Below are 26,261 nucleotides of genomic sequence, written 5' to 3'. Positions count from 1 at the left end.
GCTCATGCCAGATCCTCCACGGCGCGGACGAACTGGTGACCACGGTCTTCGTAATTCTTGAACATGTCGAAACTGGCACAGGCCGGCGACAGCAGCACCACGTCACCCGGATGGGCTGCGGCGCGGCATTGCTCCACCGCCTCGACCAGGGACCCGACGCGGATCAGCGGCACACGGTTGCCAACAGCCGCACCGATCTTGTCGCAGTCGCGCCCCATCAGGATCACGGCGCGGCAGTTGGCCGCAACCGGATCACGCAGATCGTTGAACTCGGCGCCCTTGCCGTCGCCACCGGCGATCAGCACGACCTTGCCGTCGATATCTGCGCCCAGGCCTTCGATGGCTGCCAGCGCAGCGCCTACGTTAGTGGCCTTGGAGTCGTTGTAGTAGCCAACGCCATCCAGGTCACGGACCCACTGGCAACGATGCTCAAGGCCGGCGAAGGTGCGCAGGCACGAGAGCATGGCGTCGAACGGCAGGCCCACCGCATGCCCCAGCGCCAATGCCGCCAAGGCGTTGGACTGGTTGTGGGCACCGCGAATCTTCAATTCGCGCACCGCCAGCAGGTTCTGGAATTCGAAGGCCAGGTACTTCTCGCCATCTTCTTCGCGGATACCGAATGCCTTGAAATCAGGTTTGCTAAGGCCGAAGGTCCAGCAAGGCTGGCCTTCACCCATCAATGGACGGCTCAGGGCGTCCTGACGGTTAACCACGAACTGCCGGGCGCCGCGGAAGATCCGGTGCTTGGCCAGGTGGTAGGCCGGCAGGCCGCTGTAGCGGTCCATGTGATCTTCGCTGACGTTGAGCACGGTCGCTACTTCAGCACCGAGGTTATCGGTGGTTTCCAACTGGAAGCTCGACAGCTCCATGACGTACAACTCGACGTCGTCGCCGAGCAGGTCCAGCGCCGGCGTGCCAAGGTTGCCGCCGACCGCCACACGCTTGCCGGCGGCTGCGGCCATCTCACCAACGAGGGTGGTCACGGTGCTTTTCGCGTTGGAACCACTGATGGCGACTATCGGCGCCTTCGCGTTACGCGCGAACAGTTCGATGTCACCGGACAATTTCACCCCTCGGGCGGCGGCGGCCTGCAGGGCCGGAGTCGCCAGCGCCAGGCCGGGGCTCACGTAGAGCTCGTCGGCACGGCACAGGAACTCGACATCAAGCTCGCCACAACGCACTTCCACGTGCGGATAGTCACGCTTGAGCGTGGCCAGTTCCGGTGGATTTTCCCGCGTATCGGCCACAGCAAACGACGTGCCCCGGCTCGCCAGGAAGCGAACCAGGGACATGCCGCTCTTGCCGAGGCCGACAACGATGCGGAAGTGGTCAGAAGCGATCAGAGACACTCGTTCTACCTCAGCTTCAGGGTGGCAAGGCCAACCAGTACGAGAATCACGGTAATGATCCAGAATCGGACGATCACGCGCGGCTCGGGCCAGCCCTTGAGTTCAAAGTGGTGGTGTATCGGTGCCATGCGGAACACCCGGCGCCCGGTCAACTTGAAGGAGGCCACCTGGATGACCACCGACAGGGTTTCCATCACGAACACGCCGCCCATGATGAACAGGACGATTTCCTGGCGGACGATGACCGCGATGGTGCCCAGGGCGGCGCCCAGCGCCAACGCACCGACGTCACCCATGAAGACTTGCGCCGGATAAGTGTTGAACCAGAGGAAGCCCAGGCCCGCACCAATCAGCGCGCCGCAGAATACGATCAGTTCACCGGCGCCCGGCACGTAAGGGATCAGCAGGTATTCAGCGAATTTCACGTTACCCGACAGGTAGCAGAAGATCCCCAGGCCGCCACCGACCATGACGGTCGGCATGATCGCCAGACCGTCCAGGCCATCGGTAAGGTTGACCGCGTTGCTCGAGCCGACGATCACGAAGTAGGTCAGGACAATGAAGCCCGCGCCCAATGGAATGCTGTAGTCCTTGAGCATCGGCAGGATCAGCGTGGTTTCCACTGGCGTGGTGGCGGTCATGAACAGGAAGATCGCCGCGCCCAGGCCGAACACCGACTGCCAGAAGTATTTCCAGCGACTTGGTAGACCACGGGAGTTTTTCTCGATCACCTTGCGGTAGTCATCCACCCAGCCGATCGCGCCGAACAGCAGGGTCACCAGCAATACCGTCCAGACATAGCGGTTGCTCAGGTCAGCCCAGAGCAAGGTGCTGACACCGATCGAAGACAGGATCAACGCGCCGCCCATGGTCGGGGTGCCCGACTTGGACAGGTGCGATTGCGGACCGTCGTTACGCACCGATTGGCCGATCTGACGCTTCTGCAGGGTACGAATCATCCACGGGCCATAGCACAGCGAAAGGACCAGCGCGGTCAGCACACCGAGAATCCCGCGCAGGGTCAGGTACTGGAAGACCGCGAAGCCTTTGTAGAACTGTTGCATGTACTCCGCTAGCAGCAGCAGCATCAATGTTTCTCCAAACTGGACCCGCACAAAGCGGCAACGATGTTTTCCATCGCAGCGCTGCGCGAGCCCTTGATCAAAATGGTGGTGTTGGTGTCTTGCTCGGCGCCGAGGGCCTGGATCAGTTCAGCCTGGGTGCTGAAGTGACGGGCTTGCTCGCCAAACGCGTTCACGGCATGGGCCATCATTGGCCCCACTGCATAAAGCGCAGATACCTTGTCGCGGGCGTACTCGCCCACATCGCGGTGCCCCTGCTCCGCCCAGTCGCCCAACTCGCCGATATCCCCGAGCACCAGAACGGTGCGGCCGGAAAAGCCGGCGAGTATATCAACGGCGGCGCACATTGAGGTGGGGTTCGCGTTGTAAGTGTCATCGATGACGCGCATGCCATTGCTGGCCAGCTGCGCAACGGTGCGGCCCTTGACCGGTTGCACCGCGCCGAGGCCGGTGGCGATGCCGAACAGGGAGACACCCAGCGCATGGGCAGCGGCTGCCGCAGCCATGGCATTGGCGACGTTATGGGTGCCGAGCAGGTTCAGTTGAACGCGCTCCACACCGTCGGGACTGTGCAGGTTGAACGCCGGGCAGCCGCGAGCGTCGCGGTCCAGGTCACTGGCGTAGAAGTCGGCGGCGACATTGCTCAGGGCAAAGGTCAGCACCTTGCGACCGGCTGCGCGGGTCATCCAGATTTCAAAGGCTTTGTCATCTAGATTGAGCACGGCGATGCCATCGGCATCCAGCCCTTCGATAATCTCGCCCTTGGCCTCGACGATTTTTTCCGGCCCGCCAAACTCGCCGACGTGGGCGGTCCCCGCGTTATTGAGCACGGCGACATGGGGCTTGGTCATCGCGACGGTGTAGGCGATTTCGCCGAGCCGCGAAGCACCCAGCTCGATCACTGCTGCGCAGTGTTCCGGCGCCAGTTCGAGCAGGGTCAGCGGCACACCCAGGTCGTTGTTCAGATTGCCGCGGGTGGCCAGCACGGAACCACGGGTGCGCAAGATGCTCGCGAGCATTTCCTTGACCGTGGTCTTGCCGCTGGAACCGGTGATGGCCGCCACGGGCTGGGTGAACGCGATACGGTTCAGCGCGCCCAACTGGCCGAGGGCCTGGCGGGTGTCCTTCACCACCAGTTGCGCCAGTGGGCTGTCGGCAACTTCGCGTTCGACCAATGCTGCAACTGCGCCTTTGGCGGCGACGTCATTCAGGTAGTCATGCCCGTCGAACCGCGGACCGGTCAGGGCCACGAACAACTGGCCGGGCTGGATCGCCCGGCTATCGATACTGACACCGGCGAAGCTCGCGTCGGCGTTGACCAGGCGGGCATTCAGCGCGCCGGTGAGTTCGCTCAATTTCAAGGCTTCAAGCACGGGCCACCTCCCATGCAGTCAGGGCACGACCGGCCTCGACCAAGTCGGAGAACGGCTGGCGCTCGCCGTTGATTTCCTGATAGTCCTCGTGGCCTTTACCTGCCAGGACGATGACGTCATCGGCCGAGGCGCTGGCGATCAGTTGGGCAATCGCCTGGCCACGACCGGCAACAAAAGTCACGTTATCCACAGCGCTGAAACCGGCACGAATGTCGTCGAAGATCACCGTTGGGTCTTCGGTACGCGGGTTGTCGTCGGTGACCAGCACTCCGTCCGCCAGGCGCTCGACCACTTCAGCCATCAGCGGGCGCTTGCCGCGATCGCGGTCACCGCCGCAGCCAAACAGACACAACAGGCGACCTTTGGCGTGTGGACGCAGGGCCGTCAGAACTTTTTCCAGCGCATCCGGTGTGTGAGCGTAATCGACCACCACCAACGGTTGAACACCGCCGCCCAGGCGCTGCATGCGGCCGGCCGGCCCCTCCAGCTTGGGCAGCACCTTGAGAATCTCGTCGAGCGCGTAATCCAGGCCGAGCAAGGCGCCGACTGCGGCCAACACGTTGCTCAGGTTGAAACGGCCGAGCAGCGTGCTGCGCAGGTGATGCTCGCCCTGGGGCGTGACCAACGTGGCGCGCACGCCTTCGTCGTCGAAATACGCTTCACGGCAATAAAGATAGGCGCTGGCGTCTTCGAGGCTATAGGTGATCAGCCGCGACTCGCGTTTGTCGGCAGCCAGCTGGCGACCGAACTCATCGTCGAGATTGACCACGCGGCATTTCAGGTCGTTCCAGGCAAACAGCTTCGCCTTGGCTTCGCCGTAAGCCTGCATGGTGCCGTGGTAATCGAGGTGATCGCGGGACAGGTTAGTCATCACAGCCACGTCGAACGCCAAGGCAGTCACTCGCCCTTGGTCCAGGCCGTGGGAGGACACTTCCATGGCCACGGCCTTGGCCCCGGCTTTCTTCAAGTCGGCGAGGGTCGCCTGCACGGCAATCGGGTTTGGCGTAGTGTGCAGACCGCTTTCCAAGGCGCCGTAGAAACCGCTGCCCAGGGTGCCGACGATGCCGCAGTGCTGGCCGAGCATGTCCAGGGCTTGCGCAACCAGTTGGGTAACGCTGGTCTTGCCATTGGTGCCGGTGACGCCCACCAGGTTCAGGTGGCGACTCGGATCACCATAAAATCGTCCGGCGATATCCGATAGCTGCGCCGCCAGGCCCTTGACCGGAATCAGTGGCACGTCAGTGATCGGCAGCACGGTGGCGCCTTCGACTTCATAGGCCACGGCTGCCGCGCCGCGTTGCAAGGCATCACTGATGTGAGCACGGCCGTCAAACTTGCCGCCAGGCACAGCGAGGAACAGGTCGCCAGCCCGCACATTGCGGCTATCCAGGGTCAGTTCGCGGATCAGCAGATCACGACCGGCGTGGGCGAATATCTTGTTCAGACTTAGAGACATCAGCCGCGCCCTCCATTGGCTTTCAGCGGAACTGCCGGGGTTGCATTGGCTTGCTGGACCGCAGGCAGGTTGTCAGGGGTGATGTTCATCAGGCGCAAGGTCCCGGACATCACTTTGCTGAACACCGGCGCCGAAACCAGGCCGCCGAAGTAACCGGCTTTCGTAGGTTCATCAATGACTACAACGATTGCGTAGCGCGGATCGCTCATCGGGCCGAAGCCAGCGAACAGCGAACGATAGGAATTCTCGGCATAGCCCTTGGTGCCGACCGACGTTTTACGCGCAGTACCTGACTTGCCGCCCACGTGATACGCCGGGACCTGCGCACGGAATACGCCGCGCGGGGCCTCGATCACCTGTTGCAGCATGGTCTGCATGGTCTTCGCGACCGCCTCAGGCAATACTTGAGTGGTCTGCGGCGCCTTGTCGGTTTTGATCAGAGTCAGTGGCGCCAGGCGACCGTTGTTGGCCAAGGCCGAAAAGGCGTGAACCAACTGGATCGCAGTAACGGAAATACCGTAGCCGTAAGACAGCGTGGCGGTTTCAGCCTTGCGCCATTCGCGGTAGTTCGGCAGGTTGCCGACTCGTTCACCCGGAAAACCCAGGCCGGTGTCCTGGCCGAGGCCGACTTTCTGTGCCAGGCGGAAAATGGTTTCGCCGCCAATGTCGAACGCGATCTTGCTCATTCCGACGTTACTGGAATTGATCAGGATACCGGTTAGGTCGAGTACCGGGCCTTCGGACCTGGATACGTCCTTGATGGTGTATTTACCGATCCGCAAGGTACCCGGATACACCTCGACGGTATCGGTCGGTTTCCAGCGCCCGGATTCAATCGCGGCGCTCATGGAAATCGCTTTCATCGTCGAACCCGGCTCGAACACGTCGATCATTGCGCGGTTGCGCATCATCGCCGGCTGCAGGTTGCGACGGTTGTTCGGGTTGTACGTCGGCTGGTTGACCATGGCGAGGATCTCGCCGGTCTTCACATCCATGATCACCAGGCTGCCGGCCTTGGCGCCATTCTCGATGATCGCGTTGCGCAGCTCGCGGTTGGCCAGGTACTGCAGGCGCAAGTCAATTGACAACGCCAAGGGCTTGCCGGCCTTGGCGTTTTTGGTGACTTGGACATCCTTGATCAGTCGGCCGCGCCGGTCCTTGATGACCTGGCGCTTGCCGGGGACACCGGCTAGCCATTCGTCATAGGCTAGCTCGACACCTTCGCGACCGTGGTCGTCGATATCGGTAAACCCGACCATGTGCGCGGTGACTTCACCGGCAGGATAAAAACGCCGGAACTCTTCGATGCCGTAGACGCCGGGCACTTTCAGGTCGAGTACCGACTGGCCCTGCTCCGGGGTCAGGCCACGCACCAGGTAGATAAACTCCTTATTGGCCTGGGCTTCGAGACGCTCGCTCAGGGCTTTGGGGTCTTGTCCCAGAGCCGCCGCCAGAGCCGGCCACCTCTCTTTGGCGAATTGCATTTCCTTTGCGTTGGCCCACAGGGTGGTGACCGGAGTACTGACGGCCAAGGGCTCGCCGTTACGGTCGGTGATCAGACCTCGGTGAGCCGGAATAGGAATGTGCCGCATGCTGCGCGCATCGCCCTGGCCTTTCAGGAAAGCACGGTCGACGATTTGCAGATCGATGATACGCCAGCATATCGCCGCTACCATGACGCCGAGCAAGCCCAGTACCAGGCGAAACCGCCATGGGAACAGTGCACCTTCGAGTTTCATCATGGCGCCACCATTCGTACTTCAGCGGCGCCGGGAATGCGCATCTTCAACTGCTCGGAGGCGAGGACTTCGATTCTGCTATGCGCGGTCCAGGTGCTCTGCTCGAGAATCAGCCGGCCCCACTCCGCCTGCGCCTTGTCGCGAACGCTCAATTCGTTGTACAGCGAGTTCAGTAGCTGACGGTTCCAGTGGGCACTGTAAGACACGCCAATGGCCGACACGAGCACGCCTATAAACAGCAGCAGCATGAAAAAGCTTCCGCCGGGAAGTGGCTTGGCGAAAAGCTTGCTCACCGCAACTTCTCCGCGACACGCATGACGGCACTACGGGAACGTGGGTTGGCTTTGAGTTCGGCCTCGGAGGCGGACTGCGCTTTGCCATGGACTTTGATTTTCGGTTCGAAGGCGACGTGCCGCACCGGCAGGTTGCGCGGAAGGTTGTCAGCTTCGCCTTTCACCAGCTTGCGCATGAACAGCTTGACGATGCGGTCTTCCAGGGAGTGAAAGCTGATCACCACCAGACGGCCGCCGATTTCCAGGCACTCCAGGGCGGCCTCAAGGCCGGCCTCCAAGTCGCCCAGTTCGTTATTGACGTGGATACGCAAGCCCTGGAAGGCACGGGTCGCTGGGTTTTTGCCCTTCTCCCATGCCGGGTTGGCCACTTTCAGGACTTCAGCCAGATCGGCGGTGCGTTCGAATGGCTTGATGTCGCGACGCTCGGCGACAGCACGGGCCATGCGTCCGGAAAAACGTTCTTCGCCGTATTCCTTGAACACCCGGGCGATCTCTTGCGCCGGCGCGGTGTTGACGAATTCGGCAGCGCTGATCCCTCGCGAAGGATCCATGCGCATGTCGAGCGGGCCATCGTTGAGGAAACTGAAGCCACGCTCAGGGTCGTCAAGCTGCGGGGAAGAGACGCCGAGGTCCAGCAGAATGCCGCTGACCTTGCCGGCCAGGCCGCGCTCGGCAACTTCCGAACCCAGCTCGGCAAAGCTGCGCTGCACAACGACAAAGCGGCCGTCTTCGGCCGCCAGCGTTTGCCCTGTGGCAATCGCTTGAGGATCTTTGTCGAACCCCAGCAACCGGCCATCGGGCCCCAATTGGCTGAGAATCAACCGGCTATGCCCGCCGCGTCCGAACGTACCGTCCAGATAGCAGCCATCAGGGCGTACGGCAAGAGCCTCGACGGCTTCGTCAAGCAGTACGGTGATGTGGTTGAAGCCGCTATCAATAGTCACAGAATTAAATCACGCAGTTCATCAGGCATGGCGCCCGGTTGTTGAATAGCAGCCAGGTCAGCGGCAGAAACCGCATCCCAGGCATCCTCGTCCCATAATTGGAACTTGTTCAGCTGGCCTACTAACATCGCGCGCTTATCCAACTTGGCATATTCACGCAGACGCGGTGGAACCAGAAAACGACCACTGCCATCGAGCTCGAGGTCGACGGCATTACCGATCAGTAAACGTTGCAGGCGGCGGTTTTCTTCGCGAAGCGAAGGCAGTGCGCGCAGTTTGGTTTCGATAATCTCCCACTCATCGAGGGGGTAAACACACAAACATGGATCAACGGCATCGATTGTCACGATTAACTGCCCTGAACTACGCGAAACAAGCTCGTCGCGATACCGGCTCGGCATAGCGAGACGGCCCTTTGCATCGAGACTGATAGCGTTAGCTCCGCGAAACACGTCAGCGTTTCTCCAAATTTTAGCGTTTTGAGCTCAAAAAACCCACTTCATGCCACTTTCCGCCACTTGCGCACACTATAGGAATGCGCCCACCACACCGTCAAGGCGCGCGGTAAAGGAAAAGTCTTACATAACTGTGATTTAGGAACGCAAAAGGAGGGGTAACGAGAATCTGACGCGTAATCCTGCTCAACAACTTGAACCAGCACTGATGGCTGCGCTCGGAAGTTAAAGTAGTTTGTTAAGAGTAAGATTTTTTTGGTATTACGAAAGTGCTTCTGCTGACGTTTCTGGAAGGAGGAAAATCGCTACTATCTGCGCCCTGTCCAGTACTGCAAACAGGGAGGGGGAAAAAGGTGGAGAGTCGATCTGTAAGCCGGGTTCTGTCTTGAACAGTCATTCGTCTACGATGGCCATCACTGGACATCTTTAGCAACCTACCCGGTCCCAGCGCGGGCCACGCCTTGGGACCCTATTTGGTCTTGCTCCAAGTGGGGTTTACCTAGCCACGAACTGTTGCCAGACGTGCGGTGCGCTCTTACCGCACCTTTTCACCCTTACCGGCGCCGAAGCGCTTAGGCGGTTATTTTCTGTGGCACTTTCCGTAGGCTCACGCCTCCCAGGCATTACCTGGCACTTCGCCCTATGGAGCCCGGACTTTCCTCCCCCCCCTAATTTTCATAGAGGGCAGCGACTGTCCGATCGACTCTCCGCCGCGAAGATTAACGGCACAGCGGCCGAAGAACAAGCAGTAAAAGCCTTTAGCCACTCCTGCGCGTCGGGTTTTTACTCACCCTTCTGTTTATCCAGTGCGACCTGATAAAGCACATTCTTGCGCTCACCCGTGATTTGCGCAGCCAGGGCGGCGGCACGCTTGAGCGGCATTTCTTCGAGCAGCAGATTGAGGATTCGCATTGCCTCGCTGCTAACAGCATCTTCAGTTTCGGGAGCGGACCAGCCCGCCACCAGCACCACGCACTCACCCCGCTGCTGATTGCTGTCCGACTCGACGAACTCGCGCAATTCCGCCAGGGGCAGGCCCTTGAGGGTTTCAAAGGTTTTGGTGATCTCCCGGGCCAGCAAGGCCGGACGCTCACCGCCAAACACCAGCTCCATATCCTGCAGGCATTCCAGAATACGGTGCGGTGCCTCATAGAAAATCAGGGTGCGGGGCTCTTCCTTGACCAGTTCCAGACGAGCCCGGCGCCCCACTGCCTTGGCAGGCAGGAATCCCTCGAAGATGAACCGGTCCGACGGCAGGCCCGCCGCCGACAATGCCGCAATCAATGCACAGGCGCCCGGGACGGGCACTACATTTATCCCCGCCGCGCGCGCCTGGCGCACCAGGTGATAGCCTGGATCGGAAATCAGTGGCGTGCCGGCATCGGATATCAATGCCACATCGTCACCTGCCAGCAAGCGGGTGATAAAGCGGCTACCTTCATCTCGCTCGTTGTGTTCATGACAGGCCGCCAGCGGCGTTGGAATGCCAAAGTGCTGCATCAGGCGCTGGGAGTGCCGAGTGTCTTCGGCGGCAATCAACGCCACCTCACGGAGGATTTTCAGCGCGCGCGCACTGATGTCGTCCAGGTTGCCGATGGGCGTCGCCACCACATAAAGCGAGCCAGCAGCGGAATTCAAAGCACCTGGAGCAGTCAAAGCGCACACCTCATGATCGTTAAAAGTCGCCATTGTAGCGCGTAGAGCCGCCGGCGACAGGCGTCTGCCACCGCAGGTTTTCCAGCCATCGCTACCACGCTGCAACATCTACATGAGCTAAATTGATGGATTCACGCCAGTAACATCGCGCCCCGGCCAGTGCTTGGGTACAATTCCACGCTAATTTGATCGAGTATCAGGAACACTACATGATCGCTTGCCTGCGGCTGTTCACTGCCCTCTGCCTTGCTGCCTTGCTGGCGGCTTGCGCCAGCTCGCCCTCCTCCAGCCTTGGCGACCTTCCACGGACTCCGGATGCCAGTATCGAGCAACTGCTCGAGCAGGCCTCCCAAAGCAAAGACCCGGAGAAGGCTGCACTGTTGCGCCTGAGCGCCGCCGACCTGGCCTATCGCCAGGGTAACGCCGGCCAATCCGCACAAATTCTCCAGCAAGTACCTGTGGAACAACTCAAGCCTGGACAACAGGTGTTCGCCAGTACCTTGGCGGCAGAACTGGCGATGGTGCGCAATCAGCCCAAGGCGGCGCTGACCGCATTGAGCCATCCGAGCCTGCAGCGCCTGAGCGAACTGCCGGTCGAGCAACAGGTGCGCACCGGCACCGTACATGCCCGCGCGCTTGAAGCCGATGGCCAGACACTGGCGGCCGCACGGGAGCGAATTTTCATCGCCCCCATGCTCGAAGGTGAAGCGGCCAGCAAGAACCATGAAACGATCTGGACCCTGATCGCTTCGTTGCCGACCGATCAACTGCAGCCCACTTCCACCGATGACCTCGGTGGCTGGATGAGCCTGGCGCTGGCCGTTAAGACGGCGGGCACCCTGGAACAACAGCAAGCCGCGATCGACAGCTGGCGCGCACAGAACCCCAAGCACCCAGCAGCCATCCAGTTGCCGACCCCCCTGACCAAGCTCAAGGAACTGGCCAGCCAGCCCCTGGGCAAGATTGGCCTGCTGCTGCCACAAGACGGGCCACTGGCCTCAGTCGGCAGGGCGCTGCGTGAAGGCTTCATGGCAGCTCACTACCAGGCACAGCAAGCTGGTCAGAACCCACCAGCCATCGAGTTCTATGACAGCTCGCGCCTGACCTCCATGGACGAGTTCTATCGCAAGGCCCAGGCCGACGGCGTGCAACTGGTCGTGGGTCCACTGGAGAAGCCGCTGGTCAAACAACTCAGCACTCGCCCGCAACTGCCTATCACTACCCTGGCCCTGAACTACAGTGAAGGCGCCCAAGGCCCGGCCCAACTGTTCCAGTTTGGTCTTGCCGCCGAAGACGAGGCCCGGGAAGTCTCCCGCCGCGCGCGCGCCGACGGCCTGACCCGCGCCGCCATCATGGTGCCGAAAGGCGAATGGGGCGATCGCGTACTGCGAGCGTTCAGCCAGGATTGGCAGGTAAACGGCGGCAGTATCGTCGCCACCGAACGTATCGACCAGCCGGTGCAACTGGCCCAGCAGATAGCCGACATGTTCCAACTGCGCCAGAGCGAAGGTCGCGCCAAGAGCCTGCAAAGCACGGTAGGTTCGCAGGTCGCGGCCCAGCCTTCGCGTCGCCAGGACATCGAGTTCATCTTCCTCGCGGCAACTCCGCAGCAAGCCCAGCAGATCAAGCCGACCCTGAACTTCCAATACGCGGGCGACGTGCCGGTCTACGCCACGTCCCACGTGTACAGTGCCAGCGGTGATGTGAACCAGTACAAGGACATGAATGGCGTGCGGTTCTGCGAAACTCCATGGCTGCTGGACGTCAATGATCCACTACGCAAACAGGTCACCGCACAGTGGCCACAAGCCGCCGGCAGCTTGGGTCGACTGTATGCGATGGGCGCCGACGCCTACCGCCTGGCACCTCGCCTGGGGCAGCTCAAGGCCCTGCCGGACAGCCGCATCGAGGGTGAGTCGGGCAGCTTGGGCATGACCCAGAACCAGCGCGTCGAACGCCAGTTACCGTGGGCGCAGTTCGTCAATGGCCAGGTCCAGCGCCTGCCGGACACCTCGCGCTGATGCCCGAGAGGTCACGTCGACAAAGCGGTCAGGATGCCGAGCGCCATGCGCTCGAGCATCTGCAACAACAGGGTCTGCGCCTGGTGGCGCAGAACTGGTTATGCAAACGCGGTGAGCTTGATCTGGTCATGCTCGATGGCGATACAGTAGTATTCGTTGAAGTCCGCTACAGAAAAAACACTCAATGGGGTGGCGCGCTCGATAGCATCGATGAGCGCAAACGGCAGAAGCTGATTTTTGCCGCGCAGTATTTTCTTCAGCGCGAGTCGCGCTGGGCCAATTCCCCTTGCCGTTTCGACGTGATTGCCATCGACAGCAATCTCGATCAGTTGAACTGGTTACAAAATGCCTTCGACAGCTGATCGACCGCGCGCTGAACCGGACACTTCCACCCAACATTTTTGCTCTTTGCTTTGCGGGCTGCACATTCCTGTGCCAAGTAGCCGCGCTAATTAAGGTCACACAGATGGACATGCAATCCCGAATTCGCCAGCTTTTTCAGGCCAGTATCGACACCAAGCAAATGGCGATGGACGTACTTGCACCGCACATCGAGCAAGCCAGCCAGGTGATGGTCAACGCCCTGCTCAACGAGGGCAAGATGCTGTCCTGCGGCAATGGTGGCTCTGCTGGCGACGCCCAGCATTTCTCCTCGGAACTGCTCAACCGTTTCGAACGAGAGCGCCCGAGCCTGCCAGCCATTGCGCTGACCACCGACAGTTCGACAATCACCTCGATTGCCAACGACTACAGCTACAACGAAATCTTCTCCAAGCAGATCCGCGCCCTGGGTCAACCGGGCGATGTATTGCTGGCAATTTCGACCAGCGGCAACTCGGCCAATATTATTCAAGCGATCCAGGCCGCACATGATCGCGAAATGATTGTCGTAGCTATGACGGGGCGCGACGGTGGCGGCATGGCGTCACTGCTTTTGCCCGAGGACGTCGAGATCCGTGTCCCGGCCAACGTCACTGCACGTATTCAGGAAGTCCACCTGCTGGCGATCCATTGCCTCTGCGACTTGATCGACAGCCAACTGTTCGGGAGTGAAGAATGACCCCTAATCGCCTAGGCCTGATGGCCCTGACACTATGCCTCGGCATCAGCGGCTGCACTTCGGTGGTTAACGCCAGCCGTGAGGCTCCAATTGATGATGACCGCGGGACCCGCACCTTCGGCAGCAAAATCGATGACACCTTGATCGAAACCAAGGTCGGCGTGAACGTCGCCAAGGCCGATCCAGCCCTGGACAACGATTCGCACATCGTCGTCACGAGCTTCAACGGCGTGGTGCTGCTGGCCGGGCAAACGCCTACCGCTGCCCTCAAGGCCAAAGCCGAACAGGCCGCATCCTCGGTCCAGCGCGTGAAGACGGTGCATAACGAATTGCAGGTGCTGCCACCTTCCGGTTTTCTGGCTCGCCAGAACGACACCTGGCTGACCTCCAAGATCAAGACCCAGATGCTGACCGATGCGAGCATTCCCGGCTCGCGCATCAAAGTTGTCACCGAGAATGGCATCGTCTACCTGCTGGGCCTACTGACCAAGCAGGAAGCGGCCCAGGCGACCAATCTGGTGCAAGGCGTTTCTGGTGTGCAGAAGATCGTGAAGTTGTTTGAATACATCGACTGACCTGCCTTTGTAGGAGCCAGCTTGCTCGCGAAAGTCGTCAACGATAACGCGCCAATCCTGACACCCCGAGGCGCTCTCGGTTTTTTCGCGAGCAAGCTCGCTCCTACAGTTTGAAGGTGGTGAAGTAATAAAAAAGGCGATCCATTCGGATCGCCTTTTTTATTACTTCACCACCTTCAAACTTGGCCTTCCGCTTGGTCGCGGCGGCTCGCTGTCGGGCGGCGGAACATCATCATCCGGCTCGATCTCTTCCTCGTCGTCCATAGGCGACTCCAGATCGAACACCATGCCCTGACCGTTCTCCCGGGCATAAATGCCCAGGATCGATGCGATAGGCACGTATAGAGTGTGCGGCACGCCACCGAAGCGCCCTTCGAAGCTGACCGCTTCGTTGTCCATGTGCAAATGCCGCACGGCTGCCGGCGATACGTTCAAGACAATCTGTCCGTCACTGGCAAAACCCTGTGGCACCTGCACCGACGGATACTCGGAATTGACCAGCATGTGCGGGGTGCAATCGTTATCTACAATCCACTCATAGAGCGCGCGGACCAGATAAGGTCGACTGGAGTTCATAGCGGCTCCTTAAGCCTTAGCGCATATCGCGTTCGACACCAGACAGACTCGCCTGGAAAGCCTCACGCGCAAACGAGCGCTCCATATAATCAAGCAGCGGCTTCGCGGGCCGCGGCAATTCAATACCCAGAATAGGCAAGCGCCAGAGTATTGGTAATAGGCAGCAATCCACCAGACTTTGTTCCTCACTGAGGAAAAACGGCTTGTCCGCAAACAACGGCGACACGCCTGTCAGGCTCTCGCGCAGTTCCTTGCGAGCCACTACGCGGGCCGCTTCCTTGGTCCGTGAATCCAGGATCAGATCCACCAGGCCACACCAGTCACGCTGGATACGATGGATCAGCAAACGGCTGTTGGCACGCGCCACGGGATAAACCGGCAGTAGCGGCGGGTGCGGGTAACGCTCATCCAGATATTCCATCACTACGGTCGATTCCCACAACGCCAAGTCACGATCGACCAGGGTGGGCAAACTCCCGTAAGGGTTCACTTCGATCAGTTTAGGCGGCTGGCGACCAGCTTCCACATAAATGATCTCGGCGCTGACACCCTTCTCTGCGAGTACGATGCGTACCCGGTGGGAATAGTGGTCGGCGGGGTCGGAGTAACAGGCCAACCGATTGGTCACGCCCATGGCGGTCCTCCTCGCTTGTTGAAATTTCGAAAGCGGAAAAAACGAGCGCGCCCAGAGGGCGCCTCTCCGTAACCTCTGGATAACCAGATCCGTTACATCTTCAGAGACGCCCTTGGGCGCGCGCGATTAACAGCAATTGCTTAAAGCGTTATCAGTGCACGTCTTTCCAGTATTCGCGCTTGAGCAGGTAAGCGAATACGAAGAAGAACGCCAGGTACAGCAATACGTACGTACCGATGCGCTGATGCTGCAGCTTAACCGGGTTAGCCGAGTAAGCGAGGAAGGTTACCAGATTCTTGACCTTCTCATCGAACTGCTCTTCAGTCAGCGCTCCACTCTTCGGCACGATGGTCAGTTGATCGCATGCCTCATGAGTCAGCGGCGTACCGGTCAGAGGGTCATATTGCTTCTTGCCATCCTCGACGATCTGCACCTGTTTGCAGCCGACAACCTGGCGACCTTGCAGGCCGACCAGCACGTTAGGCATGCCGACGTTCGGGAAGACCTTGTTGTTGACGCCCCAAGGACGCGCCGGGTCTTCGTAGAACGACTTCAGGTAGCTATAGAGCCAGTCGGTGCCACGCACGCGGGCGACCAAGGTCAGGTCGGGCGGTGCCGCACCGAACCAGGCCTTGGCATCTGCCGGTTGCATGCCGATGCTCATGTGGTCGCCGATTTTTGCACCAGTGAATATCAAATGGCTTTGCATCAGATCCACAGGGATATCCAGATCATTGGCTACCCGCTCATAGCGCTGGTACTTCGCACTGTGACAACCCATGCAATAGTTTGCAAATGTACGCGCACCATCCTGCAAGGCGACTTTGTCAGCAACGTCAATCTCAACCTTTTCAAGCTCAGGCTCAAGAGTGTTGGCAAAAGAAACCGCAGGAAGCACAGCAAGAATCAAAACTGCAAATAGCTTTTTCATCAGCCAGTCACCCTTTCCGGAACCGGTTTCGTCTTCTCGAGCCTGGTGTAGAACGGCATAAGAATGAAGTAGGCGAAGTATAGGAAGGTACACACCTGCGACAGCAAGGTACGGCCTGGCGTCGGAGCCAGGACACCTAGGATGCCGAGGATCACGAACGAAACGCAGAACACCACCAGCCAGATCTTGCTCAGCCAACCCTTGTAGCGCATCGACTTGACCGGGCTACGATCGAGCCATGGCAGAACGAACAGCACAGCGATAGCCGCACCCATGGCGATCACGCCCAGGAGCTTGTCGGGAACCGCCCGCAGGATCGCGTAGAACGGCGTGAAATACCAGACCGGAGCAATATGCGCGGGTGTCTTGAAAGCGTTCGCCGTCTCAAAGTTCGGCTTCTCGAGGAAGTAGCCGCCCATTTCCGGGAAGAAGAATACGATCGAGCAGAAGATGAACAGGAACACCACCACACCGACGATATCTTTCACGGTGTAGTACGGGTGGAAGGCAATGCCGTCCAGCGGTACGCCGTTTTCGTCCTTGTGTTTCTTGATGTCCACGCCATCCGGGTTGTTCGACCCAACTTCGTGCAACGCCAGGACGTGCAGCACCACCAGACCGAGAATCACGATCGGCAAGGCCACGACGTGTAGGGCAAAGAAGCGGTTCAGGGTGATGCCGGAAATCAGGTAATCACCACGTATCCACTGGGTCAGGTCGTTACCGATGACCGGGATCGCACCGAACAGCGAGATGATGACCTGGGCCCCCCAATAGGACATCTGGCCCCAAGGCAGCAGATAGCCCATGAAGGCTTCAGCCATCAGCGCCAGGTAGATCAGCATGCCGAAGACCCACACCAGCTCACGCGGCTTCTGGTACGAACCGTAGAGCAAGCCACGGAACATGTGCAGGTAGACCACGATGAAGAACATCGAAGCACCAACCGCGTGCAACAGACGCAGGATCGAGCCGTACTCGACGTCACGCATGATGTATTCGACGGAAGCAAAGGCTTCCTCCGCCGACGGGGTGTAGCTCATGGTCAGCCAGACACCAGTGACGATCTGGTTGACCAGAACGAGCAGCGCCAGGGAGCCAAAGAAATAGAAGAAGTTGAAGTTCTTCGGGGCGTAGTACTTGCTGAGATGGTCTTCCCACATTTTGGTCGCGGGAAAGCGCGCATCAACCCAATCCATGAACTTGCTCATCACGCTTTCTCCGTATCGACGCCGATGACAATGATTTCATCGGTCTCATAGGAATGCGGGGGAACTGGCAGGTTCAAAGGCGCAGGTTGCGACTTGTAGACGCGACCAGCCAGGTCGTAGTGGGAACCGTGGCAAGGGCAGAAATAACCGCCTACCCAGTCCTTGCCCAGATCAGCAGGCGCCACTTCGGGACGGAAGGTCGGCGAACAACCCAGGTGCGTGCAGATACCGATCAGCAGCAGTACTTCTGGCTTGATCGAACGCGTTTCCGGGTCGACATAAGTCGGTTGTGTCGAGTTCTTGGAGGTCGGGTCAGCAAGCTGGCCCTCGATCTTCTTCAGATTCCCCAGGATTTCCTCGGTACGGCGGACGATGAACACCGGCTGACCGCGCCACTCAGCAATCATCTGCTGGCCTGGTTCGATTTTGCTGACATTCACCTTCACCGGTGCACCTGCGGCTTTCGCCTTGGCACTGGGAAACCATGACCCCACGAACGGGACCGCAGCCCCCACCGCTCCTGCAGCACCCACCACGGATGTGGCTGCTACCAAGAAGCGACGCCGGCCTGCATTCACGCCGTCATTGCTCATTCAGTCCTCTCCCATCAGCTTTGTGGCCTGTTAAATCAGGCATCTACTAAGTAAATCTATGTACTTATAAAAATTTTGCCGAATGGTAATGAAAAGCCCCAATTCTGACAAGGTAATTACCCAAGAGCTCCACTGCCAAGCCTTGTAGTATAGGGCCTCTACGGCTGTGGCAAGTTGTCACAGAGCAATTCTTTGATAAATCGCCCCCATAAAAAAACGCCCAGCTCCGTGAGGAACTGGGCGTTCTTTTTTGAACGTGGAAGCGAATTAACGCTTCGAGTACTGCGGACGCTTACGCGCTTTACGCAGACCAACTTTCTTACGTTCAACTTCACGAGCATCGCGAGTCACGAAGCCAGCTTTGCGCAGAGCGCCACGCAGGGTTTCGTCGTACTGCATCAGAGCGCGAGTGATACCGTGGCGGATTGCGCCAGCTTGACCACTTACACCACCGCCGATCACGGTGACGTAGATGTCGAACTTCTCGACAGTCTCAGTCAATTCCAGCGGCTGACGAACTACCATGCGGGCAGTTTCGCGGCCGAAGAAATTTTCCAGGGTGCGGTTGTTGATGGAGATGTTACCAGTACCCGGACGCAGGAAAACGCGTGCGGTTGCGGTCTTGCGACGGCCAGTGCCGTAATTTTGAGTCGCCGACATAATGAACTATTCCGTTAAAACTTCAGTTCTTGGGGCTGCTGAGCAGTATGAGGGTGTACAGCGCCCGCATAGACTTTCAGCTTACGATACATGTCGCGACCCAGCGGGTTCTTAGGCAGCATGCCTTTGACCGCGGTCTCGATCACGCGCTCAGGGGCTTTAGCGATCAGCTTTTCGAAGTTGATCGACTTGATGCCGCCCGGAAAACCGGAGTGGGAGTAGTAGATTTTGTCGGTGGTTTTAGCACCGGTTACACGAATCTGCTCGGCATTGATAACGACGATGTAATCGCCGGTGTCAACGTGAGGAGTGTACTCAGCTTTATGCTTGCCACGCAGACGGCTCGCGATTTCGGTGGCCAGACGACCCAGGGTCTGACCTGCAGCGTCGACGACAAACCAGTCGTGCTGTACTGTTTCCGGTTTAGCAGTAAAAGTTTTCATTCTTTATAGCCTCAGGGGCCGCCCTGTAAATTAGACGGCGGATCTTACTGAATAGTGCGTACTTTGACAAGTCAAAGGCAGCCGGATACAGACGCTTTCGGGGGCTCGGGTCGGCGCGTCCGTTCAACGGCAAGATTCTTCGGCGGCGGCGCATCACTTCCACTGCAGAAAGAGGTGCGCAATTATGCAGATTGCGAAAAATATTTCAACCTGCTTTTATGATTGTTTTGCCCAAGGAGCACCCAATGGATTATCGACAGCTAGGCCGGACCCATCTGAACGTGAGCGCCATCGGCCTCGGAACCATGACCTGGGGCGAGCAAAACAGCGAGGCTGAAGCCTTCGCGCAGATCGAACGGGCCAAGAGTGCCGGGATCAATTTCATCGACACCGCCGAGATGTACCCGGTGCCGCCCAAGGCCGAGACCTACGCCACCACCGAGCGCTACATCGGCAATTACTTCAAAAGCCGCGGCGATCGCGCCGACTGGATCCTCGCCAGCAAGATCGCCGGCCCCGGCAACACCATCGACTACATCCGCGACAAAAACCTGCGACACAACCGCCAGCACATCACCGAAGCCGTGGATGCGAGCCTCAAGCGCCTGCAAACCGACTACATCGATCTGTACCAGTTGCACTGGCCGGAGCGCAGCACCAATTTCTTCGGCCAGCTCGGTTACAAGCACCAGACGCAAGCCAACCTCACGCCCCTGGAGGAAACTCTCGAAGCGCTGGACGAGCAGGTCAGGGCCGGCAAGATCCGCCATATCGGCCTGTCGAACGAAACGCCGTGGGGCACCATGCGCTTCCTGGCGCTGGCCGAAGCCCGAGGCTGGCCGCGCGCCGTGTCGATCCAGAACCCCTACAACCTGCTCAACCGCACTTTCGAGATTGGCCTGGCGGAAATCGCCCTCCGCGAACAATGCGGCCTGCTCGCCTACTCTCCCCTGGCGTTCGGTTTCCTGTCCGGCAAGTACGAAGGTGGTGCCCGCCCGCCAAAAGGCCGCCTGAGCCTGTACAGCCGCTTCAGCCGCTATTTCAACCCACAGTCGGAAGCCGCCTGCAGCCGCTATGTGGCATTGGCCCGCGAACACGGTCTGGATCCAGCGCAAATGGCGCTGGCGTTCGTCAACCAACAGCCGTTCGTCACCAGCAACATCATTGGTGCCACGACCCTGGAGCAGCTTGAGAGCAACATAGCGAGCCTGGAACTGAAGCTCTCGGATGACGTGCTTCAGGGGATTGAGGCGATTCACAAGGATCATCCGAATCCAGCGCCGTAGGCGGCAATTGTAGGCGCGAGCTCGGAGAGCGCTGCGGGGTGCCAGGCCCCCAGCGTTATCGTTGACGACCATCGCGAGCAAGCTCGCTCCTACACGCGATGGCGTCGTTCCAGCCAGCGCATAAATCAAAGCGACCGGGCAATAATCTCCTTCATAATCTCATTGGTCCCCGCATAAATGCGCTGCACCCGGGCATCCGCCCACGCCCGGGCCACCGGGTATTCCCACATGAACCCGTAGCCGCCATGCAACTGCACGCACTCGTCGAGCACCTTGCATTGCAGGTCCGTACCCCAATATTTGGCCATCGCCGCCGTCGGCACATCCAGCTTGCCCTGCAGGTGCAACTCCAGGCAGCGATCGACGAAGACCCGGCCAATCTGAATTTCAGTGGCCATTTCCGCCAGCTTGAACCGAGTGTTCTGAAAGTCCGCAATGGCCTTGCCAAACGCTTTGCGCTCGCGGGTGTAGTCGAGCGTCCACTGCAGCGCCGCTTCGGCCGAAGCCAGGCCGCCAATGGCAACCGTGAGCCGCTCCTGAGGCAACTCCTGCATCAGATAGGCAAAGCCCATCCCCGCCTGACCCAACAGGTTCTCCTTGGGCACCCGAACGTCCTGGAAGAACAGCTCCGAAGTGTCCTGGGCCTTCATGCCGACTTTTTCCAGGCGCTTGCCCTTGTCGAATCCCGGCGTATCGGCCTCCACCAGAAACAAGCTGGTGCCCTTCGCGCCAGCCTTGGGATCGGTCTTGGCCACGACAATCACCAGGTCGGCCAGAAAGCCGTTGGTGATGAAAGTCTTGGAGCCGTTGATCACGTATTCGTCGCCATCCAGCACCGCCGTCGTCTTGACCCCCTGCAAGTCGGAGCCAGCCCCTGGCTCGGTCATAGCAATCGCCGTGACCATTTCGCCAGACACCAGTTTCGGCAAGTATTTGTGTTTCAAGGCCTCGCTGCCGTAATGCAGGATATAGGGTGCAACAATGTCCGAATGGAGAGAGAAACCAATGCCGGTCAGACCGAGTCGACCCACCTCTTCGATTACCACCGCGCTATAGAGAAAATCCGCCCCCAGCCCGCCATATTCTTCGGGCAGATGTGAGCACAGCATCCCCGCCTCCCCCGCCTTGTTCCAGAGTTTGCGGTCGATGTAGCCCTGTTTCTCCCATTGCCCATGAAACGGCACCGCCTCCTTCTCAAGGAACGTTCGAACGCTGTCGCGAAAGAGTTCGTGCTCGGAACTGAACAAGGTTCTGGGGATCATGCGGCACCGGTCGTTATTGTTGGAGGGATGTGGCCTCCAGAGACTATGCCTCGCCTCCGCTACAGGACACTGGACACATCAGACAAAAAATAAGACGATCCAGCCGTCTGGTGACCACTTTCCCTTATAAAAATAAAGTTGAATTATGTCTAACCAAGCCTCCACGCCTTTACGGCGCGTCAGCATCCTGGCTATCGACCGGGTTTTCGCTTCCACCCTCATGCAAGCCAAGGATTTCTTCCACCTTGCCAGCCTGCGCTATGGCAAACAGCTTGGCCACGGCCTCGTCCCGGCCTTCGAGACTCGCCTGGTCAGCCCGGATGGCAAGCCGGTGAACAGCTTCAGTGATGTCATCATGCCGGTGGACGGCGGCCTGGAAAACGCCGACATCATCGTCCTGCCGGCGTTCTGGGACGACTTCGAGACCCTGTGCCAACGCTACCCGCAAGTCCTGCCCTGGCTGCGCCAGCAACATGCCCGCGGCGCGGTGCTGTGTGGCGAGGCAACCGGCGTGTTCTGGCTCGCCGAAGCCGGGCTGCTCGACGGCAAGGAAGCTACGACTTACTGGCGCTTCTTCAACGCCTTCGCCGAACGCTTTCCCAAGGTCCAGCTCAATCAGGACAAGCACCTGACAGACGCCGACAACCTGTATTGCGCCGGCGGCACCACTTCAGCCTGCGACCTGTACATCTACCTGATCGAACGCTTCTGCGGCGCCAACGTGTCACAAGCCGTGGCCCGGGACATCCTATATGAAGTGCAGCGCAGCTACTCCCCCGGCCGCATCGGCTTCGGCGGACAAAAACTGCATCAGGACGTGATCATCCTGCAGATCCAGCACTGGCTCGAAGAACACTTCGCCGACAAATTCCGCTTCGAAGACGTCGCCCGCGAACACGGCATGAGCATCCGCAACTTCATGCGCCGCTTCCAAACAGCCACCGGCGACAAACCGCTGCACTACCTGCAACGCCTGCGCATCGAAACCGCCAAGGGCCTGCTGTCCGGCAGCCGCAAAAGCATCAAGACCATCAGTTACGAGGTGGGTTACGACGATGCGAGCTTCTTCGCCCGCTTGTTCCGCCAGCATACGGAGCTGTCGCCGAATCAGTATCGGCAGCAGTTTCAGCAGGCAGCTTAGCCCCGAGAAAAATACAAAACCTGTGGGAACTGGCTTGCCAGCGATAGCGATTTGTCAGAGGAATGAATATTGCCTGACACGACGCCATCGCGGGCAAGCCCGCTCCCACAGGGATTGCAGTGCATTCGGTTTTTTCTTCAGCACAAATCAAAAAGGGCCTGCAATTGCAGGCCCTTTTTATACGCTGAAGATCTGTTTAAGGCTTATGCGCCCGGGACAGGAACTCGTGGGACTGCATTTCCAGCAGACGGCTAAGGGTGCGCTGGAATTCGAAGTTCAGGCGACCGCCGGTGTAGAGGTCTTTGAGCTCGACTTCGGCGGAGATGATCAGCTTCACGTTGCGGTCGTAGAATTCGTCGACCATGTTGATGAAGCGCCGGGCGATGTCGTCGGTGGTGACGCTCATCTGCTCGACGCCACTGATCAGTACCGCGTGGAAGATCTTGCCCAGTTCGATGTAGTCGTTCTGGCTGCGCGGGCCGTCGCAAAGTTCGCGGAAGTCGAACCAGGCCACGTCGTCACAGGTACGCAAGGCGCGGATCTCGCGATTTTCGATCATCAGCACGTCGCTCTCGACTGCGGCGGTGCATTCCGGCGTCAGGGCGCGGAAGCTCTTGCGCAGGCTTTCGTGGGACGCCTCGTCCAGCGGGAAGTGGAACAGTTCCGCTTGCTCGAGGTGGCGCAGGCGATAATCGACGCCGCTGTCGACGTTGACGATCTCGGTGTTCTGCTTGATCAGCGCAATGGCCGGCAGGAAGCGCGCACGCTGCAGGCCGTCCTTGTACAAACCGTCCGGCACGATGTTCGAGGTCGCGACCAGGGTCACGCCGTTCTTGAACAGCTCTTCCATCAGCGTGCCGAGGATCATGGCGTCGGTGATGTCGGAGACGAAGAATTCATCGAAACAGATCACCCGGGACTCGTCGGAGAAACGCTTGGCGATGATCGTCAGCGGGTTCTTTTCGCCGCCCAGGGTTTTCATTTCCTCGTGCACGCGCTTCATGAAGCGGTGGAAGTGGGTGCGGGTCTTTTCCTTGAAGGGCAGCGCTTCGAAGAAGGTGTCGACCAGGTAAGTCTTGCCGCGTCCCACGCCGCCCCAGAAGTACAGCCCCTTGACCGGGGTCTGGTCTTTCTTGCCGAACAATTTCCCGAGAAAACCCGGTTTGTTCTGCGAGGCCGCCACCAGATCGTCGTACAGGCGTTGCAAGTGACGCACGGCAGTTTCCTGCGCGGCATCATGGAAGAATTCCGGGCGTTTCAGATCAGCTTGATATCGTTCTAGGGGCGTCATAATTCGTTAGCAAGGTAACAAAAACGGGCCGTCACTGTAGCGACGGCCCGTCGGAATGGCAATCAGCCCTTGGTCGGACCGAGCCGTTGATTTATTCCTGAACCGGGGTCAGCGCGATCCGCAACGCATCAATGCCGGCATCGCGAGCGGCGCTGTCAGCGAACGTGGCGCTGTCTGCCACACACTCGCCTTCCAGCCAGACGCTGAAACTCAGGTCTTCGCTACGCACGTCCAGAGCCTGGCCCGCTTGCAGCTGCTTGGTCACCTGGCCCGCGGTTTTGCCATCCGCAAAGTTGCGCGACAGCAGCAATTGCTCGCCATCGGCCGCCAGCAGGCGGAAACGGAAGCTGCCGTCGTCTTCGCGAAAGCTGACAAAGCGCGCGGCCTTGGCCGCTTTCTTTTTCGTGGTGGCAGCCACCTGAGCCTGGGCGACAAACGAACGCAGACCAACCGCTTCACGCAGCTCGTTGAGGAACGGCGTGGCCACGGCACGGGCTTTTTTGGCGCCGATCTGCAGGATATCTTCCAGGTCGGCCGGGCGTTCGATCAGTTGGTGATAACGCTCGCGGGATTCACCCAGCTCGCCGTCCAGCAGCTGGAACAGACGGTTCTTCGCCTCGCCCCAACCCAGGCCCTGCAGCAGTTCGCTGCGGAATTCGTCGGACTGCGCCGGGGTGGCGAAGGCCTGAAATAGCGTGAACAGGTGGGAGTTGTCCGGATCTTTCGCTTCGCCCGGTGCACGGGAGTCGGTAACGATCCGCGAGATTGCGTCCTTCATTTCCTTGGCGCTGTTGAACAACGGGATGGTGTTGTCGTAGCTCTTCGACATCTTGCGACCGTCGAGGCCTGGCAAGGTGGCGACGCTTTCTTCGATCAGCGCCTCGGGCATGGTGAAAAATTCCTTGCCCTGGCCAAACAGGTGGTTGAAGCGCTGGCCGATGTCCCGGGCCATCTCCACGTGCTGAATCTGGTCACGACCGACCGGCACCTTGTGCGCGTTGAACATCAGGATGTCCGCGGCCATCAGCACCGGGTAGCTGTACAAGCCCATGGTGATACCAGCATCCGGGTCTTCACCGGTCTCGACGTTCTTGTCCACCGAGGCCTTGTAGGCGTGCGCACGGTTGAGCAGGCCCTTGGCGGCGACGCAAGTCAGCAGCCAGGTCAGCTCGGGGATTTCCGGGATGTCGGACTGGCGATAGAAGGTCACGCGCTCGACATCCAGGCCGCCGGCCAGCCAGGTCGCGGCGATTTCCAGACGCGAGCGCTGGATACGCAGCGGGTCATCGCATTTGATCAGGGCGTGGTAGTCGGCCAGGAAGTAGAACGAATCGGCATTGCTGTCACGGCTGGCGAGGATCGCCGGACGGATGGCGCCGGCGTAGTTGCCCAGGTGCGGCGTGCCGGTGGTGGTGATGCCGGTGAGGATACGGGTACGAGTCGTCATGGGTTATCGCTTGTCAGACTGCAATCAGTTCGAGAGACGCGGCAGGATCAGATCCTTGAGATCGGTCAGCTTGCCATGAAAAAAGTGTCCGCATTCTGCCACTTTCAGCAGCTCATGGGGGCGCTCGAGTTGTTCGGACCAGTCGTAGACCCGTTGCGGATCGATGACTTCGTCGGTTTCCGGCTGGATCAGGGTCAGCTCGCCCTGGTGCGGCAGCTGATCCTGATCGCCCAGGCGCATGACGGCTGGCGCCACCATGAACAGATGCTTGAGCTGTTCACCCTGGGCTTCCAGGCGACCGCCGAGACTTGCCGCAACAAAACCGCCGAAGGAGAAACCCAGCAGTGTCAAAGGTAGATCAGGATGTTTCGCCCGCAGCCAGGCAGCGGCGGCCTGGGCGTCATCGACTTCGCCGGTGCCCATGTCGTGGGAACCGGCACTGGCACCTACGCCACGGTAATTGAAGCGCAGAGTCACCAGACCGGCGTCGCGGGCCGTGCGCTGCAAGGTCGAAACCACTTTGTTGAGCATGGTGCCACCCTGCACCGGGTTCGGATGGCAGATCAGCGCAATGCCGCGCGGCTGCTCATTATCCAGGTACAAACTTTCCAGCTCACCGACTGGGCCATCAATCAATACAGGGGTTTCGCGCATAAGCAAGGAAGGAACTCCGTGACCTCAAATCGGGTCGACTCGTCTAGCAATTTGTCTGTGCCAATCTACCTGCGAGTGAATCGCGGTATACAGCGCAGGTTCGAGCCGTTAACGTAAAGCAAAGCCGTT

Annotated in this window: 26 protein-coding genes, 1 other RNA gene and 1 pseudogene; 7 read left to right on the top strand and 21 right to left on the bottom strand. The window is 59.4% G+C overall.

The features are described from left to right. Nucleotides 1-2 precede the first annotated feature (2 nt). The 10 genes from murD to rsmI form a co-directional block, all read right to left on the bottom strand. Nucleotides 3-1,349 carry a UDP-N-acetylmuramoyl-L-alanine--D-glutamate ligase gene (murD, locus tag L9059_RS16765; protein ID WP_247292094.1) on the bottom strand — a complete coding sequence of 449 codons (1,347 nt, stop codon included), beginning with the start codon at nucleotides 1,347-1,349 and terminating at the stop codon, nucleotides 3-5. A gap of 5 nt (nucleotides 1,350-1,354) precedes the next feature. Beyond that, entirely contained in the window at nucleotides 1,355-2,437 is a 1,083-nt protein-coding gene (mraY, locus tag L9059_RS16760) for a phospho-N-acetylmuramoyl-pentapeptide-transferase (RefSeq protein ID WP_045059287.1), read from the bottom strand. Beyond that, a complete protein-coding gene (locus L9059_RS16755; protein ID WP_247292093.1) occupies nucleotides 2,437-3,804 on the bottom strand; it encodes a UDP-N-acetylmuramoyl-tripeptide--D-alanyl-D-alanine ligase in 1,368 nt (455 codons plus the stop codon). The genes mraY and L9059_RS16755 overlap by 1 nt, the downstream gene beginning before the upstream one ends. Then, entirely contained in the window at nucleotides 3,797-5,260 is a 1,464-nt protein-coding gene (locus L9059_RS16750; protein WP_247292092.1) for a UDP-N-acetylmuramoyl-L-alanyl-D-glutamate--2,6-diaminopimelate ligase, read from the bottom strand. Before L9059_RS16750 ends, L9059_RS16755 begins: the two co-directional genes overlap by 8 nt. Continuing rightward, nucleotides 5,260-6,999, bottom strand: coding sequence for a peptidoglycan D,D-transpeptidase FtsI family protein (locus tag L9059_RS16745; RefSeq protein ID WP_247292159.1), 1,740 nt, complete (start codon nucleotides 6,997-6,999; stop codon nucleotides 5,260-5,262). Before L9059_RS16745 ends, L9059_RS16750 begins: the two co-directional genes overlap by 1 nt. Beyond that, nucleotides 6,999-7,292, bottom strand: coding sequence for a cell division protein FtsL (gene ftsL / locus L9059_RS16740; protein WP_247292091.1), 294 nt, complete (start codon nucleotides 7,290-7,292; stop codon nucleotides 6,999-7,001). The genes L9059_RS16745 and ftsL overlap by 1 nt, the downstream gene beginning before the upstream one ends. Further along, the gene (gene rsmH, locus L9059_RS16735; protein WP_428480279.1) at nucleotides 7,289-8,236 is read right to left on the bottom strand and encodes a 16S rRNA (cytosine(1402)-N(4))-methyltransferase RsmH; all 948 of its coding nucleotides are present in this window, start codon (nucleotides 8,234-8,236) and stop codon (nucleotides 7,289-7,291) included. Before rsmH ends, ftsL begins: the two co-directional genes overlap by 4 nt. Then, nucleotides 8,233-8,688 (bottom strand): division/cell wall cluster transcriptional repressor MraZ, encoded by a 456-nt coding sequence (mraZ, locus tag L9059_RS16730; RefSeq protein WP_008147486.1) that lies wholly within the window; start codon nucleotides 8,686-8,688, stop codon nucleotides 8,233-8,235. Before mraZ ends, rsmH begins: the two co-directional genes overlap by 4 nt. Nucleotides 8,689-9,044: 356 nt before the next feature. Continuing rightward, an RNA gene (gene rnpB / locus L9059_RS16725) (RNase P RNA component class A) lies at nucleotides 9,045-9,398 on the bottom strand. A 76-nt stretch (nucleotides 9,399-9,474) separates the two neighbouring features. After that, nucleotides 9,475-10,380, bottom strand: a complete 906-nt coding sequence (rsmI, locus tag L9059_RS16720) for a 16S rRNA (cytidine(1402)-2'-O)-methyltransferase (protein WP_247292090.1) — start codon at nucleotides 10,378-10,380, stop codon at nucleotides 9,475-9,477. A gap of 176 nt (nucleotides 10,381-10,556) precedes the next feature. Here rsmI and L9059_RS16715 point away from each other — a divergent pair, with 176 nt between their 5' ends. From L9059_RS16715 to L9059_RS16695, 5 genes and pseudogenes are all read left to right on the top strand, one after another. Continuing rightward, nucleotides 10,557-12,368, top strand: a complete 1,812-nt coding sequence (locus L9059_RS16715; RefSeq protein ID WP_247292089.1) for a penicillin-binding protein activator — start codon at nucleotides 10,557-10,559, stop codon at nucleotides 12,366-12,368. After that, nucleotides 12,368-12,730: a YraN family protein gene (locus tag L9059_RS16710; protein WP_247292088.1), complete on the top strand. Its 363-nt coding sequence runs from the start codon at nucleotides 12,368-12,370 to the stop codon at nucleotides 12,728-12,730. Before L9059_RS16715 ends, L9059_RS16710 begins: the two co-directional genes overlap by 1 nt. A gap of 104 nt (nucleotides 12,731-12,834) precedes the next feature. Further along, nucleotides 12,835-13,428 (top strand): phosphoheptose isomerase, encoded by a 594-nt coding sequence (locus L9059_RS16705; RefSeq protein ID WP_045059278.1) that lies wholly within the window; start codon nucleotides 12,835-12,837, stop codon nucleotides 13,426-13,428. Beyond that, on the top strand, nucleotides 13,425-14,003 hold the full coding sequence (locus L9059_RS16700) for a BON domain-containing protein (protein WP_247292087.1): 579 nt from the start codon (nucleotides 13,425-13,427) through the stop codon (nucleotides 14,001-14,003). Before L9059_RS16705 ends, L9059_RS16700 begins: the two co-directional genes overlap by 4 nt. A 21-nt stretch (nucleotides 14,004-14,024) precedes the next feature. Next, nucleotides 14,025-14,114: pseudogene (locus L9059_RS16695) on the top strand (outer membrane lipoprotein carrier protein LolA); the annotation flags it as partial. 51 nt (nucleotides 14,115-14,165) lie between these two features. Here the strand turns inward: L9059_RS16695 and L9059_RS16690 are convergent. The 7 genes from L9059_RS16690 to rplM form a co-directional block, all read right to left on the bottom strand. Continuing rightward, on the bottom strand, nucleotides 14,166-14,579 hold the full coding sequence (locus tag L9059_RS16690; RefSeq protein WP_247292086.1) for a ClpXP protease specificity-enhancing factor: 414 nt from the start codon (nucleotides 14,577-14,579) through the stop codon (nucleotides 14,166-14,168). A 16-nt stretch (nucleotides 14,580-14,595) separates the two neighbouring features. Continuing rightward, complete coding sequence (locus L9059_RS16685; RefSeq protein WP_007905304.1) at nucleotides 14,596-15,213, bottom strand: glutathione S-transferase N-terminal domain-containing protein; 618 nt, start codon at nucleotides 15,211-15,213, stop codon at nucleotides 14,596-14,598. Nucleotides 15,214-15,364: 151 nt separating this feature from the next. Then, a complete protein-coding gene (locus tag L9059_RS16680; protein ID WP_247292085.1) occupies nucleotides 15,365-16,144 on the bottom strand; it encodes a cytochrome c1 in 780 nt (259 codons plus the stop codon). Further along, nucleotides 16,144-17,355, bottom strand: coding sequence for a cytochrome b (locus L9059_RS16675; protein ID WP_247292084.1), 1,212 nt, complete (start codon nucleotides 17,353-17,355; stop codon nucleotides 16,144-16,146). The genes L9059_RS16680 and L9059_RS16675 overlap by 1 nt, the downstream gene beginning before the upstream one ends. Continuing rightward, the gene (gene petA, locus L9059_RS16670) at nucleotides 17,355-17,948 is read right to left on the bottom strand and encodes a ubiquinol-cytochrome c reductase iron-sulfur subunit (protein ID WP_247292083.1); all 594 of its coding nucleotides are present in this window, start codon (nucleotides 17,946-17,948) and stop codon (nucleotides 17,355-17,357) included. The genes L9059_RS16675 and petA overlap by 1 nt, the downstream gene beginning before the upstream one ends. A gap of 267 nt (nucleotides 17,949-18,215) precedes the next feature. Then, complete coding sequence (rpsI, locus tag L9059_RS16665; protein WP_003216038.1) at nucleotides 18,216-18,608, bottom strand: 30S ribosomal protein S9; 393 nt, start codon at nucleotides 18,606-18,608, stop codon at nucleotides 18,216-18,218. A 14-nt stretch (nucleotides 18,609-18,622) separates the two neighbouring features. Then, nucleotides 18,623-19,051 carry a 50S ribosomal protein L13 gene (gene rplM / locus L9059_RS16660; RefSeq protein WP_046048262.1) on the bottom strand — a complete coding sequence of 143 codons (429 nt, stop codon included), beginning with the start codon at nucleotides 19,049-19,051 and terminating at the stop codon, nucleotides 18,623-18,625. A 245-nt stretch (nucleotides 19,052-19,296) separates the two neighbouring features. Here rplM and L9059_RS16655 point away from each other — a divergent pair, with 245 nt between their 5' ends. After that, nucleotides 19,297-20,337 (top strand): NADP(H)-dependent aldo-keto reductase, encoded by a 1,041-nt coding sequence (locus tag L9059_RS16655; protein WP_247292082.1) that lies wholly within the window; start codon nucleotides 19,297-19,299, stop codon nucleotides 20,335-20,337. Nucleotides 20,338-20,462: 125 nt separating this feature from the next. On the opposite strand, the gene L9059_RS16650 is transcribed toward L9059_RS16655, so the two are convergent. Next, nucleotides 20,463-21,599 (bottom strand): acyl-CoA dehydrogenase family protein, encoded by a 1,137-nt coding sequence (locus L9059_RS16650; protein WP_247292081.1) that lies wholly within the window; start codon nucleotides 21,597-21,599, stop codon nucleotides 20,463-20,465. Nucleotides 21,600-21,819: 220 nt separating this feature from the next. Here L9059_RS16650 and L9059_RS16645 point away from each other — a divergent pair, with 220 nt between their 5' ends. Then, nucleotides 21,820-22,740, top strand: a complete 921-nt coding sequence (locus L9059_RS16645) for a GlxA family transcriptional regulator (protein ID WP_247292157.1) — start codon at nucleotides 21,820-21,822, stop codon at nucleotides 22,738-22,740. Between the two features lie 196 nt (nucleotides 22,741-22,936). Here L9059_RS16645 and zapE read toward each other — a convergent pair whose 3' ends face one another. From zapE to L9059_RS16630, 3 genes are all read right to left on the bottom strand, one after another. Then, on the bottom strand, nucleotides 22,937-24,031 hold the full coding sequence (gene zapE, locus L9059_RS16640) for a cell division protein ZapE (RefSeq protein ID WP_247292080.1): 1,095 nt from the start codon (nucleotides 24,029-24,031) through the stop codon (nucleotides 22,937-22,939). A 91-nt stretch (nucleotides 24,032-24,122) separates the two neighbouring features. After that, nucleotides 24,123-25,478, bottom strand: a complete 1,356-nt coding sequence (locus L9059_RS16635; protein ID WP_247292079.1) for a tryptophan--tRNA ligase — start codon at nucleotides 25,476-25,478, stop codon at nucleotides 24,123-24,125. A 24-nt stretch (nucleotides 25,479-25,502) separates the two neighbouring features. Beyond that, entirely contained in the window at nucleotides 25,503-26,132 is a 630-nt protein-coding gene (locus L9059_RS16630) for an alpha/beta hydrolase (protein ID WP_247292078.1), read from the bottom strand. Between the last annotated feature and the right edge of the window lie 129 nt (nucleotides 26,133-26,261).

It is taken from the genome of Pseudomonas violetae (genome assembly GCF_023072615.1).
GTDB classification, from domain to species: domain Bacteria; phylum Pseudomonadota; class Gammaproteobacteria; order Pseudomonadales; family Pseudomonadaceae; genus Aquipseudomonas; species Aquipseudomonas violetae.
The sequence above is the reverse complement of the archived record's forward strand: the minus strand, read 5'-3'. Positions and strand labels throughout refer to the sequence as shown.